The 13,867-nt window shown below is 59.5% G+C and carries 12 protein-coding genes; 1 reads left to right on the forward strand and 11 read right to left on the reverse strand.

Annotation, left to right across the window (positions count from 1 at the left end; genetic code table 11):
* Positions 1-32: 32 nt before the first annotated feature.
* Positions 33-1,361, reverse strand: coding sequence for a metalloprotease PmbA (gene pmbA, locus ELB75_RS01920; RefSeq protein ID WP_126982505.1), 1,329 nt, complete (start codon positions 1,359-1,361; stop codon positions 33-35).
* A gap of 118 nt (positions 1,362-1,479) precedes the next feature.
* Here pmbA and zwf point away from each other — a divergent pair, with 118 nt between their 5' ends.
* On the forward strand, positions 1,480-2,928 hold the full coding sequence (gene zwf, locus ELB75_RS01925) for a glucose-6-phosphate dehydrogenase (protein WP_126982506.1): 1,449 nt from the start codon (positions 1,480-1,482) through the stop codon (positions 2,926-2,928).
* Between the two features lie 221 nt (positions 2,929-3,149).
* On the opposite strand, the gene apbC is transcribed toward zwf, so the two are convergent.
* The 10 genes from apbC to tatA form a co-directional block, all read right to left on the reverse strand.
* Positions 3,150-4,232: an iron-sulfur cluster carrier protein ApbC gene (gene apbC, locus ELB75_RS01930; protein ID WP_126982507.1), complete on the reverse strand. Its 1,083-nt coding sequence runs from the start codon at positions 4,230-4,232 to the stop codon at positions 3,150-3,152.
* Positions 4,233-4,333: 101 nt separating this feature from the next.
* Positions 4,334-5,584: a cell division protein ZipA C-terminal FtsZ-binding domain-containing protein gene (locus ELB75_RS01935; protein WP_126982508.1), complete on the reverse strand. Its 1,251-nt coding sequence runs from the start codon at positions 5,582-5,584 to the stop codon at positions 4,334-4,336.
* 192 nt (positions 5,585-5,776) lie between these two features.
* Positions 5,777-7,216, reverse strand: coding sequence for a sensor histidine kinase (locus ELB75_RS01940; protein ID WP_126982509.1), 1,440 nt, complete (start codon positions 7,214-7,216; stop codon positions 5,777-5,779).
* 182 nt (positions 7,217-7,398) lie between these two features.
* Positions 7,399-8,076 carry a response regulator transcription factor gene (locus ELB75_RS01945; RefSeq protein ID WP_064084367.1) on the reverse strand — a complete coding sequence of 226 codons (678 nt, stop codon included), beginning with the start codon at positions 8,074-8,076 and terminating at the stop codon, positions 7,399-7,401.
* Between the two features lie 302 nt (positions 8,077-8,378).
* Positions 8,379-10,232 (reverse strand): PglL family O-oligosaccharyltransferase, encoded by a 1,854-nt coding sequence (locus ELB75_RS01950; RefSeq protein WP_126982510.1) that lies wholly within the window; start codon positions 10,230-10,232, stop codon positions 8,379-8,381.
* The gene (locus ELB75_RS01955) at positions 10,229-10,576 is read right to left on the reverse strand and encodes a DUF2069 domain-containing protein (protein ID WP_431306055.1); all 348 of its coding nucleotides are present in this window, start codon (positions 10,574-10,576) and stop codon (positions 10,229-10,231) included. The genes ELB75_RS01950 and ELB75_RS01955 overlap by 4 nt, the downstream gene beginning before the upstream one ends.
* A gap of 341 nt (positions 10,577-10,917) precedes the next feature.
* A complete protein-coding gene (locus ELB75_RS12595; protein ID WP_206501478.1) occupies positions 10,918-11,895 on the reverse strand; it encodes a hypothetical protein in 978 nt (325 codons plus the stop codon).
* A 288-nt stretch (positions 11,896-12,183) separates the two neighbouring features.
* Complete coding sequence (gene tatC / locus ELB75_RS01965; RefSeq protein WP_126982512.1) at positions 12,184-12,933, reverse strand: twin-arginine translocase subunit TatC; 750 nt, start codon at positions 12,931-12,933, stop codon at positions 12,184-12,186.
* Complete coding sequence (tatB, locus tag ELB75_RS01970) at positions 12,930-13,406, reverse strand: Sec-independent protein translocase protein TatB (protein ID WP_126982513.1); 477 nt, start codon at positions 13,404-13,406, stop codon at positions 12,930-12,932. The genes tatC and tatB overlap by 4 nt, the downstream gene beginning before the upstream one ends.
* Positions 13,407-13,409: 3 nt before the next feature.
* Positions 13,410-13,619 (reverse strand): Sec-independent protein translocase subunit TatA, encoded by a 210-nt coding sequence (gene tatA / locus ELB75_RS01975; protein WP_035581206.1) that lies wholly within the window; start codon positions 13,617-13,619, stop codon positions 13,410-13,412.
* Positions 13,620-13,867 lie beyond the last annotated feature (248 nt).

Here is a 13,867-nt window from a genome sequence, read left to right on the forward strand (position 1 = left end):
AGCCTCTTTTGCTGCATCCGACGCACGCCCGCTCAATGCCCGGCCACGGTCATCTGTTCGAGCAGGAGGGAGCCGGTTTTGTGGGCGCTGCGTTTGAGGGCGTCGTTGGCGGCACCGGCGATGTTGGGCAGCATGTCTTGCAGGCGGCCGGCGATGGTGATTTCCTGCACGGGGTAGGCGATTTGGCCGTTTTCCACCCAGAAGCCGGCGGCGCCGCGCGAGTAGTCGCCGGTGAGGGTGTTGACGCCTTGGCCCATGAGTTCGGTAACGAGCAGGCCGCTGCCCATTTCGCGCAGGAGTTCGGCCTGGCTTGGGTGGGTGTGGCTGAGGATGAGGTTGTGGGCGCCGCCGGCGTTGGCGGTGGTGGGCAGGCCGAGTTTGCGGGCGCTGTAGCTGCTGAGGAAGTAGCCTTGGATGATGCCGTTTTCAATCACGAAGCGGGGGCGGGTGGCGACGCCTTCGGCATCGAAGGCGGTGCTGGCCAAGGCTTTGGGCAGGTGCGGCTCTTCGCGCAGGCTGAGGGCGGCGGGGAGGATTTGGCGGCCGATGCTGTCTTGCAGGAAACTGGTTTGGCGGTAGAGCGCGCCGCCGCTGAGTGCGCCGACGAGGTGGCCGATGAGGCTGCCTGAAACGGTGGCATCGAACAGCACGGGGTAGCTGCCGGTGGGCAGGCTTTGGGCGCCGAGGCGCTGCACGGCGCGGCGGGCGGCGGTTTGGCCGATGTGTTCGGGCGTGTCCAAATCGGCGCTGCTGCGGGCGAGGTCGTACCAATAATCGCGCTGCATGCCGCTGCCGCTGCCGGCCACGACGCTGCAAGACAGGCTGTGGCGGCTGCTGCGCTGGTGTTGCATAAAGCCGTGGCTGTTGCCGTATGCGTATTGATAATGGCCGGTTTGGATGTGGGCGCCTTCGGAGTTGGTGATGCGGGAATCGGCGGCACGGGCGGCGGCTTCGCTGCGGCGGGCGAGCTCGGCGGCTTCGGCGGTGCTCAGCGGCCATTCGTGGTAGCTTTGCAAATCGGGAAATTCGGCGGCCATCAGGACGGCTTCGGCCAGGCCGGCGCAGGGGTCTTCGGCGGTGTAGCGGGCAATATCGAGCGCGGCGCGCACGGTATCGGCAATGGCGGCGGCGGAGAAATCGGCGGTGCTGGCGCGGCCTTTGCGCCAACCTACATACACGGTGAGGTCGAGCGATTTATCTTGCTGGTATTCGATGTGCTCGATTTCCTGCAGCCGCACCTGCACGGATTGGCCGATGGATTCGCTCACGTCGGCTTCGGCTGCGGTGGCGCCGCCGGCTTTGGCCAGCTCGATGGCTTGGGCGCAAACATCGCGCAGGGTTTGCTCGCTGTGGTTAAACATGGTGGTGTGCCCGTATCAAATGAAAACGCCGTATTGTACCTGAGCCGATGCTAAATTTTCAGGTAGCCTGACGGCGGGGCTATAATGCGCCTATTTTTTCTTAACGGCCTATCCAACCATGCCCACTCCTTTCGATATAGTCTTCTTCGGCGGTACCGGCGACCTCGTGATGCGCAAGCTGCTGCCCGCCCTCTATCAAGCCCACGCCGCCGGCACGCTGCACCCGGGCGGCTGCATCATCGGCCTCGGCCGCCGCGATTTAGGGCGCGGAGGCTACCTGAAAAAAGTAGAGGAATCCGCCCGGCCGCATATTCCCAACCTCGAAGCCGAAACGTGGCATACCTTCTGCCAACGCATCAACTATCTGCCCGTAGACGCTGAAAACGCCGAACAATTCCACCACCTCGCCGCGCTGCTCGGCGCCGAAGCCGGGCAAAATGGCCGCGCCCTGGTGATTTACCTTTCCACCGCGCCGCACTATTTCATGCCCATCTGCCGCCATCTGGCCGCTGCCGGGCTGAACCGCCCCGCAACCCGCATCGTGCTGGAAAAACCGCTCGGTCACGACCTCGCCTCCGCGCAAAGCATCAACACCGCCGTAGCCGCCTTCTTCCGCGAAGAGCAGATCTACCGTATCGACCATTATCTAGGCAAAGAGCCCGTGCAAAACCTGCTCGCCCTGCGCTTTGCCAACCGCCTGTTCGATCCCTTGTGGTGTGCCGCCCAAATCCGCGCCGTGGAAATCACCATTGCCGAAGAGCTCGGGGTGGAAAAACGCGGCGAGTTCTACGACCAAACCGGCGCCCTGCGCGATATGCTGCAAAACCACCTGTTGCAGCTTTTGTGCTTCACCGCCATGGAGCCGCCGCTTTCCCTCGGCGATAGCGACGTGCGCAACGCCAAGCTCAACGTCTTGCGCGCACTCAAGCCCTTCAACGCCTACAGCGTGCGCGCCGACGTGGTGCGCGGCCAATACACCGCCGGCCAAATCCGGGGCGAAAACGTGTGCGGCTACCGCGAAGAAGCCAATGTCTCCCAGCAAAGCCGCACCGAAACCTTCATCGCCCTGCGCGCCGAAATCGACAACCCGCGCTGGCGCGGCGTGCCCTTCCTGCTGCGCAGCGGCAAGCGCATGGCCGGGCGGCTGGCCGAAATCGTGCTCCACTTCTGGCCCGAAGCCAACCCCGTATTTGGCTGCGGCGGCTCGCCCAACCGCATCAGCGTGCGCCTGCAGCCGCAGGAATCCGTGAAACTGTTCCTGCAAATGAAAGCCCCCGGCACCAGCCTGTGCGTACACGAAGCCGCACTGGATTTAGACTTGCTCAAAATCTTCCCCGAACGCCGTGCCGACGCTTATGAGCGCCTGCTGCTCGACGCGATAGACGGCAAACTCGCCCTCTTTATGCGCAGCGACGAACTCGAAGCAGCCTGGCGCTGGCTCCAGCCCGTGCTCGACGATTGGGCGGCACACCAGCCCGAACCCCAGCCCTACCCCGCCGGCAGCCACGGCCCCGAAGCCGCCATCGAAATGGCCGCCGCCTGCGGCGTGGATTGGCGTAATCGCTAGCGCTGTACGGCTTGCTGCTTGTCTTATCCTTATTTATAGTGAATTAACAAAAACCGGTACAGCGTTGGCTTGCCTTGCCGTAACGTGTGTACTGTCTTCGGCTCGTCGCCTTGTCCTGATTTTTGTTAATCCGCTATACATCCGCCATATTCCAGCAAAAGGCTACCTGAAACCGCAGATAAACGGTTTCAGGTAGCCTTTTTGTATTCCCGCCGTGCTGTTTATTCCACCACAATCTGCGGGAAGCGGTTGCTGAAGTCTTTGCCTTTAGCGGCCACGGCCAGGGCGGTTTGCCAGGCGGCTTCGGTGTAGATTTGGGCGATGGCGGGGTGGGCGGCCTGCATTTGGGCGGCGCTGCCGCTGTCCATGGCTTCGCGCACGGGCAGGCTCAGGGGCAGCTGGCCCAGTAGCGGCACACCGAGGCGTTCGGCCAGCGCTTTGCCGCCGTCTTGGCCGAAAATAGGCTCGTGATGCCCGCAGTGGCTGCAAATATGCACCGACATGTTTTCCAGCACGCCGAAAATGGGGATGTTGACTTTGCCGAACATATCCACGGCTTTGCGCGCGTCGATCAGGGCGATGTCTTGCGGGGTGGTGACCACGATGGCGCCGGTAACGGGGATTTTCTGCGATAGGGTGAGCTGGATGTCGCCGGTGCCGGGCGGCAGGTCGACCAACAGGTAGTCCACATTGTCCCATTCGCTTTGAAACAGCAGCTGCTGCAGGGCCTGGCTCACCATGGGGCCGCGCCACACCACGGCTTGGTCGGTGTCGACCAGAAAGCCGATAGACATCACTTGGATGCCTTCGGCCGAGCGCACGGGGATGAAATGTTTGTTTTCCTGCTGCGGTTTGCTCTCAGGCACGCCGAGCATGGTGGGCTGGCTGGGGCCGTAGAGGTCGGCATCGAGGATGCCCACGCGCGCGCCCATGTTGTGCAGCGCCACGGCGAGGTTGGCGGCGGTGGTGGATTTGCCCACGCCGCCTTTGCCGGAGGCGACGGCGATGATGTTTTTCACGCCGCTGATGGTGCGCACGCCGGGCTGGACTTTGCGGGCGGTGATTTCGCTGCGGATGTTGGTTTGCACGTTTTGGGTGCAACCGGCTTCGGCCAACGCGGAAGCGATGTTTTGCTTGAGCCGGTCGGCAATGTGGCCGACGGGAAAGCCGAAGCAGAGTTTGATTTGCAGGCCATCGTCGGTTGGTTCGATGGCTTGCAGGGCGTGGCTGCTGCCGACGGTGAGGCTGCTGTTGGGGATGGCGACGGCCTCGACGGCGGCGTGTAGGGCGTTATCGTTATGCATGATGTTTTCCTTGAGGTGTGTGTGGATTGGGGAAACAGGCTACCTGAAAACGGGAAATGCCGTTTCAGGTAGCCTGTTTGGCTGGTGTTCTAGCGGGTTGGCTACGAGAACAGCCGTTTGGCCAGTTCGCTGCCGGGCTCGATGCCCACCCGTTTCATCTCGTCTTGTCGCGCCACCACATAGCTGCGGATTTCTTTCAGCCATTGGGTGGAAAGCTCTTCGAGCTTGTCGTTGACCAAATCCAGGCCGAGCATGCTGGAAAGCTTAACGGCGATATCCATGAAGCGGTTGAAGTTTTTCTCGCCGTCGGGGATGTGCGGGGCGTCGAACAGCATGCTGATGCCGCGATAATTCTGGGTGGAGAGCAGGGTGGCGGTGAAGGCGCTGTTGTCGAGGGTGGAGATGGCAAACAACGGCCGGCCTTTGGCGTCGTTCAGGTAGAACATGCCGTCGTGCGAAAGCTCGAAGCCTTGGCGTTCTATGGCATTGCGCAATTCCACGCCGCTCACGTTGTTGCGCGACACCAAATGGATGGCGATGGTTTGATCCACGCGGGCGCACAGATCGTCCAGCGGGCGGGCGATGGAGAGGAAGGTGTCGATGTCGGTGAGCAGCAGGCCGCCGTCCATTTTTTCGGCAAAGGCGTTGGCCTGTTCGCCGAATTGCTCCAAATCGGCAATGCTGGCCAAGCCGTTGCGGCTGATGGCTTGCAGGCCGATCACGAAGCCTTGGTAGTACACGCTGGGAATCGGCTCGGCGATTTGGAAGCGGTCGTCCATGGTGCAGCCGGCGATGCGGAAGCGGTGGCGGCTGGAAAGGCGCGGCATGGCGTGCAATTCCTGCGGCTCTTTCAGGGAAATGTAGCAGAGGTAGTCGAAGCGGCTGTCGAACCAGGGCAGCTGTTGTTTGGCCAAATCCTGCAAATCGAGCAGCAGCTTGCGTTTGGCGGGCGCTTGGGTTTGCGAAGGCGCGGCGGCCGGCACGGGCTGGAAGTTGAACGCGGGGGCTTCGGCGGCGGGTTCGGCCTGCAATACCGGCTCGGCAGGGGCGCTGTCGGCTGCGGCCGGTGTTTCGGCAACATGGGTTTCGGCGGCGGGCTCGCTTGAGCGGCTGAATTTAACGAAAGCCGGCTGCAGGCGCGGGGCAGCCTCTGCTTCGGCAGCGGGAGCTTGCTGCTGGCCGTCGCGCACAGAATGGGTGTGGCTTTCCATCAGCGCGTCTTTATCGGCATGGCCGAATTGGGCGCGGATGGAATCGCGGTATTTCTTTTCCTGATAGGTGTTGTACAGCAATACGCCAAACACGGGGGCGAAAATAAGGATGGCAATAATCAGAATAGTGTTGGTGCTCATTGATACTTCCGAATGGGGGAGCTGTCGAAACAGCGGAATTATATAGCGAAAAGGCTTTCTTTCCCATAGACGGCCGTTTCAAACCCGGCCATATTGTGTTGGCTCGGTTTAATGTGAAACGATTATCGGGGTGCGGGCGGGAATAAGGCTACCTGAAAAATACGCGCTTCTGCTGCGGCAACGGCTTCCGGTTTATTTGCCTTCATCCTGCCCACGCTCTTTTTCTTCGCGTTCTTTTTCTTCCAGCTTCTGCTGTTTGGCGGTGAGCTCGGGCAACTCGAAGTGGATGTTCAGGCCGTTAGGCTGCACATTAGAGGCGCTGATGCGGCCGTTGTGTTTGCCGATTACATGGCGGGCAATGGCCAAGCCAAGGCCGGTTCCGGGTTTGTGCGCGCCGCTGTCGGCGCGGTAGAAGGCGGTGAAGATATGCGGCAGCTGGCGTTCGTCCACGCCCGGGCCGTTGTCGGCAATGTCGATGTGCCAATGGTGTTTGTGGCCGGAGAGGCGGACATGGATTTTGCTGCCTTCTGGGCTGTAGGCCATGGCATTGCGCAATACGTTGTCGAAAGCGCGGTAGAGGTAGCCCTCGTTGGCGGAAACGGTGGCTTCGGCATCCTCCGGATCGTAAGTGAAATCGATTTGCTGATTGTTTTGGCAGGCGATGGCGCGGCAGTCTTCCACCAAGTTTTCCAAGAAGGGTACCAGTTTGAGCGGGTCTTTTTCCATTTCCACGTTGGCGGTTTCCAAACGGGAAAGGGTGAGCAGCTCGCCCACGAGTTTGTCCATACGGGTGAGCTCGGATTCCAGGCGCTTGATGTTTTGCTCCTGTTTGTGCGGCTGCACTTGCAACAAGGCGAGCAGCGCCTGCATACGCGCCAGCGGGGAGCGCATTTCGTGCGAAACGTGGTGCAGCAGGTGGCGTTCGCGTTCCACCAGTTTTTGCAGGCGGCCGGCCATGTGGTCGAACTGGACGGCGAGTTTGGCCAGCTCGTCGCGCCGGCCGAGCAGCTGGTGGGAAATACGGGTTTCGAGGTCGCCTTCGGCCAGGCGGCTCATGCCGCGCTCCAACGTGCGGATAGGTTGGGAAATATTGCGGGCAAGGATGTAGGCCAGGAGCAGGCCGACGATGATGATAAAGCTGAGGATGATGAGCTCGTGCCACACCGGCGCCATTTCCACGCCGGGAATCATCAGCGGGGAAGGCAGGCGGGTGGGCTGTTGTTTGTCCCAATCGGCCAGCATGAAGATGTATTCTTCGCCCAAGGGGTCGTAGGCCACGCGCACGGCACGGGTGTTGGGGTATTCGGCGGCGAATTTACGGGCGGCCAGGATGCGGGCGGGCTCTACCTGGCGCTGGAAAATATCGGCTTTGCTGTCGCCGGAAATCACGAGGATGTTGTCGAACGTGGGGGTGTTGTTCCAGTCTTGCAGGGTTTCGCGCACGCCGGATAGGCCGCGGGTTTGAAACACGGTAACGGTGCTATTCAGCAGGCCGGTTTCGAAGGCGCGCTGCTGTTTGAAACGGCTTTCGGCCACTCTATCCTGCACCAGCCAGAAGGAGAAGCTGGCCACAAAAATGGCGGCGATGATAACGAAGAAGAAGGTGAGGAAAATCCGCTGGAACAGTTTCATGAATATGCTTTGGCGGGAAGGTTTGCCCGGCCACAAAACAATGCCGCCGTCAGTCGGTTTAGGCTTGGCGGCGGCCGTTGGGTGGATAGTGCAAATGAAGGAACGGTATTTTCAGGTAGCCTTTATCCCGTTCGATGAAGGCTACCTGAAAGCGTAAGCTTCAAAAAAATAAAATTGAAATATCAGTTTTTCACAAACAGATAACCCAGGCCGCGCACGGTTTGGATGAGCGAGGCGTCGCCCAGTTTGTGGCGGATGCTGGAAATGTGCACATCGATGCTGCGGTCGAACTTAGCCAGCTTGCGGTCGAGCGCTTCGAGCGAGAGGGTTTCTTTGTTCACCACCTGGCCGGCATGGCGCATCAGCACTTCCAGCAGGTTGAATTCGGTGCTGGTGAGCTCCAGCGGGGCTTCGTTGATGGTGGCTTGGCGCTTGGCCGGATAGAGGGTAACGTCGCTCACGGAAATCACGTTGGGCGTGTTGTTGTCCGGCTCGGCCAGGCGGGTGCGGCGCAGGATGGCGTTGATGCGCGCTAAGAGTTCGCGCGGCTGGCAAGGCTTGGGCACATAGTCGTCGGCGCCCATTTCCAAGCCGATGATGCGGTCGATGTCGTCGCCTTTGGCGGTAAGCATGATGATGGGGATTTTGCTCTGCTGGCGCACGGTTTTGAGCACATCCAGACCGCTCAGTTTGGGCATCATGGAGTCCAGCACCACCACGTTGTAGTTGCCGGAGAGAATTTCGTTCACGCCGGCTTCGCCGTCCGGCACGCTGCTGACTTCCAGCCCTTCGGCGCTCAGGTATTCGGTTAAGAGCTCGGTGAGCAGGGCGTCGTCGTCTACCAATAAAACACGGTTCATGCTTACTCCTTAGTATTTTATGTGCCGTTGCAGCACGGAAATTTTGCCGCCGGGAACTGCCCGGCAATTTGGCCAACCAACGTGATTTTTCAAGCTCCGTAGCCGGGATTAGGCTGGTTGGCTGTTGAATTTCAAGCGTCTTAACACTTTGCCTGATACGGGCGAACAAGCCAAATTCTTTTGCGTATCTTTGCGTAAGCCGGGCGGGATATCACGGATGTTATGCTTGTTTAAGCCCGGCAACAAATGGCGCTTTGTTTTAATTGGGTTGCCGCTTCACTTTCAGGTAGCCTCATCTCTCGTCAAACCCCGCTGCCGCTGCGCGAAGTCGGGCGGCTGCCGCTGTTGTCGGCGGGGGCGGAAGCATTGCCGCAAGTCAGGTTGCCGGCGGCCTGGGGCATGGTTTGCACATACAGCCGGCACTGCTCGCGCAGGGGCTGCACCACTTCTGGCGCGGCACGGAAAGCAGCGGCGGTGCTGAGCAGGCCGGGCATTTGTTTGGGGTAGTAGCGGCCCATGTTCACCAGCCAATCGGCAGCTTCGCGCGGGTGGCCTTCCTGCTCCAAATAGAAGGCGCGCACGGCGGTGTTGGCATAGGGGCGGAACAGGCTGGCGCGCAGGGCGGCATCACGACCCCACTCAGGCAGCGGGCGCAGCCAATCCACTTTGCGGATTAAGCCCATCTGTGCGTAGTATTTGAGGAAATAGTGTTTGCCTTCCAGCTCGCGCAGGGTATCCACTTGTTTGTATTGCGGATAGTTTTCGGTGGGATTGGCGTAGGCGAACACCAGGCGGTGGTAGGCAAAGCCGTATTGCACAATGATAACGGACGCCAACGCGGCAAAGGCCATGCCGAAGCGTTGCGGCCACTTGCCCGCCTGCACGATATACCAGCCGGGCGCTTTGGCCGGGGTGAGGCTCATCATCACGGCAAACGGCGTGAGGAAATACACATACCACAGCGGATACTCCAGCAGGCTGTGGCACAACGACACGGTCATCAGAGCCAGCATCAGCGCCGAAGACGCGCCCAATCCCTTTTTCAGGTAGCCCTTTGCCACCGCCAGCCAGCCGCCGAACACCAAGATGGCGCCCGCCACGCCCATCTCGGCCAAGATTTCCAGCATACTGTTGTGGCTGTGGGTGAACAGCACCCCCACGTCATAATTGCGAAACTCTGAGCCGCGCATGGCCAGCGCGAAACTCTCGTGCGCATAGCCCTGCCAGCCCACGCCCAGCCACGGGTGCTCGGTAAACACCGTCCATGCCTTCGCCCATTCCGAAGCCCGCCCCGGGCTGGCCGCATCGCCCGACACCAAACGCCCCACGCCCGAGGACTGCACATCAGGCGCCAGCCACGTATCCACCAGCCAAGGCATAATCAACTGCGCCGCCAGCACACCCAAAACCAACAGCCCCGTCAGCGCGCACCAACGGCGCAGCGGGCGGCCGCCCAGCACATACAGCAGCGGCACCAGCAGCAGCAAGGCCCCCACATACACCATAATCGTGCGCGAAGTAATCACCCCGATCACCTGCAGCAAAAACACCGCCAGCGCCAAAGCAATCAGCCCCGGCAGCCGCCGCCTGCTCCACAGGTAGCCCAGTGCCAGCACGCCCCACATCATGTAGTGCCCCAAATGATTGCGCTGCCCCACCTGGCCGAACACAAAATACTTCTGCGGCGCGCGCATCATCCCCGGCAGCCAAGACGTGTGGCCGATAAACTGAAACACGCACACCAAGCCCTGCAACACCGCCCCGCAAAGCAGCGCCCAGGCAAAAATTTCCACCACCCGGTCTTGCCCCAGCCGGGCTACCTGAAGCCGGCAAGCCCAGGCCAGCAGCGCCATCACGCAAAACACCGCCGCCGTCAAATCCGACATTTCCGGATACGGCAGCCGCAAAATCCGCGCCTGCACCAGCCAAAATCCCGCCAGCAGCACAAAAAATACCATCGCCCCCGGCAGCCGCGCGCGCGCCGGATTGCGCCACAGCGTGAGCAATGCAAACAAAGCGGCAAACAGCAGCGAGCCGCTCTCAATAAACCAGCCGCCCTGCGGCCCCGTGCGCCAAGACGACAAAAATGGCACCACCGCCATCAGCGCCATGCCCAGCCACACCACCCAGCTTTCCTTAAACCGTTCCCACATCATGCCCGCTCCCGTTTGCCTGCTCGCATAAACATCAGGCACGACACAAAAAACACCACGCCCGCAGCCAAAGCCGCCGCCGCACAAACCCGGCTGGCCGGCTGCGCGTCAAACAGCCGCACCACCGCCTCCGCCGCATAAAACAACACCAGCATCCCGCCCAGCAGGAAAGTTTGCCTGTTGCGCCGCAACACCCCCGGCAGCAGCAGGCACAAAGGCAGAGCCTTTAGCGCCAGCCAAGAGCCGCCCGGGCGCAACGGCGAGAGCCACAGCTCCCAAGCCAAGGAAAGGAAAATCAGCGCAAACAGGCTGCACGCAGCCGCTCGGTAGGCAAAAGATGGCGAAATCGGCATTACTTGTTCGAATTAAAAAAGAATCGGGTTGAATGAATAAAGAGGCTACCTGAAACCGGCAGGCACGATGCCGCGCCCGCCTGTCTCGGCAGAAATTATAGCCAAAGCAATCATGTTTTCATACAAACGGCAGATACAAAAAACTGCCCGAAATCCGCCTCCCCGCCCGAGGAGCGCTAGAGAGGCGGCAAACCGCAGCTTGGTTTTCACTTCGTTAGCACTGAAGTTTTCAGGTAGCCTGATGGCCGCAGGCTGTTGGCGACAGAATGGATTTATTGCGCGAACCGGTTTGCACATTCTATTAGTGGTGGCTGCGCCGGTTCTGCTTTTGTTGATTAGTCATTTTTAGTCTCCGGTTTGAATGATGGTGAAATCAAAACTTTTTTTACAAAACTAATAGTTTGCTGCTCAAACTCGCTCTCCCTTGGGCATCGTTCGCCTCTGCCCCAAGGATTTGGATTCTGCTCAAATTTGGAATAGCCTAATTCCGGCACAAAAACATACATCGTTTTTTCGGCCATCAGTGTATTGGTTTTGGTATCGATAATCTTGATGGTTGTTCCCGCTATCCAATGTTTTCGGTTTTCCCAAGAAATATCATTTTCATAAGTAACGGCATAGCGGGCAGGATATGGTGGATTCGCTTCTTGATCAAATGGTTTAGCATACCTAGACCAATTACCGCTGTAACGAATAATCGAGCCGTCTTTTTGTAAAACATCAACATTGTCATAGTGAACAGAAGAATAATATGGCAAAAAACTGGCAACATATTCTTCCCGCTTTGACTCGCTCTCTATCGCCGCATCCTCCCACATCTGGTCTTTCCGCGGGTTGTAGCTGTTGCTCTGATACTTTTCGTCATCCCCCCGCACTTTCAGCAGCAGGATGCTGTCCACATTGTCCGCGGTGCGGTAGATTTTCTCACCGGCGTTTTGGCACAGCTGGTCGAAGCGGGCTTTGGCGGGCTCGTAGCGTTTGCGCCATTCGGCCGCTTTTTCGGCATTCTCCCGCTCTTCCTGCCAAACGAGCGTTTTGGGAAACAGAAAAAACAGTGCTGCCACAACAAGCCCGGGAGCTGGCAGCAGCCATGGGTATTTCTCCAAAAACTTGGGCTGGGCTTTGTAGCATACAAATATCGAGCCTAGCGCGCATACCAGCATCGTGCCCCAATACAGCATGGCGATTAAGCTGGTGATGTCTCGTAATGTAATCATGTTTTTCCTAGTTAATTTTGTTTTGCCCGGCAGCAGCATATCTGGAATCTTAGAGGCTACCTGAAAACTTTTCCTTTGCTCTTTACTAATCTTCACCGCTTGTTTTCAGGTAGCCTTCTACCCATCCGCACCTGTCAAACAAAAACACCGCTGTGCGCAGCATGAAGGCCATGCTGACGGCAGCGGTGTTGTTGTGTGGTGCGGCGGTACGGCGTGTTCGCGGGGGAATCCATTTGGGCTCCGGATTGGGTCGTATCGGTATCGTTTATGTGCGGCATGGTAGCTTGGTGGCAAAATGTATTTTTGTTTTCCCTTCGCCTGCCGTAATGGAAAGGCTACCTGAAAATGCCAACGCAGGGCTTGGCGGCGCTAAAGCTGAGGCTTTCAGGTAGCCTCATCCGCTTCCGTGGTTTTCGCCGCATCCGCATTCGGCTTAAACAGCCGGCACATCAGCAAGCCCGCTTCATACAGCGCAATCAGCGGCACCGCCAGCAGAAACTGCGAAATCACATCCGGCGGCGTTACAATCCCCGCTACCACAAATGCCGCCACCACCACATAAGGCCGCGCCGTTTTCAGCGCCGAGAGCGATACCGCTCCCATCCGATGCAGCAGCACCACCAACACCGGCAGCTCAAACGCCATACCGAAAGCCACAAACATGCCCAACACGAAGGAAAGGTAGCGGTCGATGTCCGTCATCATGCTCACCCCTTCCGGCGTGGCCGAGGCAAACACTTTAAATACCAGCGGGAACACCAAAAAATAGCAAAACGCCATCCCCGCAAAAAATAGCCCCACGCTCGAGAGCAACAGCGGCAGCACCAGCCGTTTTTCGTGCCGGTAGAGCGCCGGTGCCACAAACGCCCACAGCTGGTAGAGCGTATGCGGCAGCGACACCAAAAACGCCGCCATCAGCGCCACCTTCAGCGGAACAAACACCGGCGCAATCACATCAATCGCCTGCATATGCGCCCCCGGCGGCAGGCTCGCCATCAAAGGCTTGGCCACCAGCGCATACAGCCGGTTGGCAAACGGCACCGCCGCAAACAGGCACAGCAGCAACACCGCCGCCACCCACATCAGGCGGCGGCGCAATTCCTTCAAATGTTCCACCAAAGGCTGCGCGTTCATCTGCCCCCTCCCGCCTGTTTGCGCACCCGCAAACGCGGCCGCACCCGCACGCGCGGCTGCAGCTTACGCCGGCACGCGCGCGAGCGCTGCCCCAGCGAAGGCGTGTGAAAGCCCGTGGCATGGGGCGCATCCCGCAGGGCAGGCAGGCCGTCTTCATCCAGGCCGAAATCCGCCGGCGTGCGCTGCGGCGGCAACCGCTCCCAGGCCGGCACATCCGGCGCGGCCGAAGAGCGCAAATGCTGCATTTCCTGGCGCAACTCGTTGGCCGTATCCGCCAGTGTTTCCTGCATCCGGCGCAAATCGGCCATATCCGCATGCTGCGCCAGCTCGGCTTTCAGGCTGCCGGCCAAACGTTGGAGCTTGCCCGCCATCCGTCCGGCAGCACGTGCCGCCTGCGGCAGCCGTTCCGGCCCCAGCACCACCAGCGCCACCAGTGCCGCCAGCAGCATCTCGCTGAACGCGAAATCAAACATCGCCTATTCGCCCGGCTTCTCTTCTTTGTGTTCAACAATCTGCTTTGGCGCAGCCGTTTCGCTCTCACCCTCGCTGCCTTCGTTCAGGCCTTTTTTAAAATCGTGAATCGCCCCGCCGAGGTCTTTGCCCACATTGCGCAGCTTCTTCGTGCCGAAAATCAACACCACCACAATCAAAATCACCAGCCAATGCAGGCCGCTAGAAATACCCATCATTCTTTCCTTTCAATCCATTCAACGGCAGCACACATAAGGCTACCTGAAACAGGTGCGGCAGGTTTCGCCAAAACGTTGTTTCCAACCGAATCAAACCGCCCTGCCGCCAATCTGCAAACAGCCGCGATTGTAACAGCGGGCGCGGCAAACCGAAAGAACGGCGCGGCGGGCGGATGGCATTGCAACAGGGCGGCAAGCAGCCCAACAGTTGGCGCAAGCCATGCCTTGCTAATTTCAGGTAGCCT

Source organism: Eikenella corrodens (assembly GCF_003990355.1).
In the GTDB taxonomy this organism is placed as follows: domain Bacteria; phylum Pseudomonadota; class Gammaproteobacteria; order Burkholderiales; family Neisseriaceae; genus Eikenella; species Eikenella corrodens_B.

Coding starts and splice junctions, on each gene's coding strand:
- ELB75_RS01950 (WP_126982510.1), bottom strand. CDS start 10,232: ATGATGTGGGAACGGTTTAAGGAAAGCTGGGTGGTGTGGCTGGGCATG.
- tatB (WP_126982513.1), bottom strand. CDS start 13,406: ATGTTTGATTTCGCGTTCAGCGAGATGCTGCTGGCGGCACTGGTGGCG.
- zwf (WP_126982506.1), top strand. CDS start 1,480: ATGCCCACTCCTTTCGATATAGTCTTCTTCGGCGGTACCGGCGACCTC.
- ELB75_RS01945 (WP_064084367.1), bottom strand. CDS start 8,076: ATGAACCGTGTTTTATTGGTAGACGACGACGCCCTGCTCACCGAGCTC.
- pmbA (WP_126982505.1), bottom strand. CDS start 1,361: ATGTTTAACCACAGCGAGCAAACCCTGCGCGATGTTTGCGCCCAAGCC.
- ELB75_RS01935 (WP_126982508.1), bottom strand. CDS start 5,584: ATGAGCACCAACACTATTCTGATTATTGCCATCCTTATTTTCGCCCCC.
- apbC (WP_126982507.1), bottom strand. CDS start 4,232: ATGCATAACGATAACGCCCTACACGCCGCCGTCGAGGCCGTCGCCATC.
- tatC (WP_126982512.1), bottom strand. CDS start 12,933: ATGAACGCGCAGCCTTTGGTGGAACATTTGAAGGAATTGCGCCGCCGC.
- tatA (WP_035581206.1), bottom strand. CDS start 13,619: ATGGGTATTTCTAGCGGCCTGCATTGGCTGGTGATTTTGATTGTGGTG.
- ELB75_RS01940 (WP_126982509.1), bottom strand. CDS start 7,216: ATGAAACTGTTCCAGCGGATTTTCCTCACCTTCTTCTTCGTTATCATC.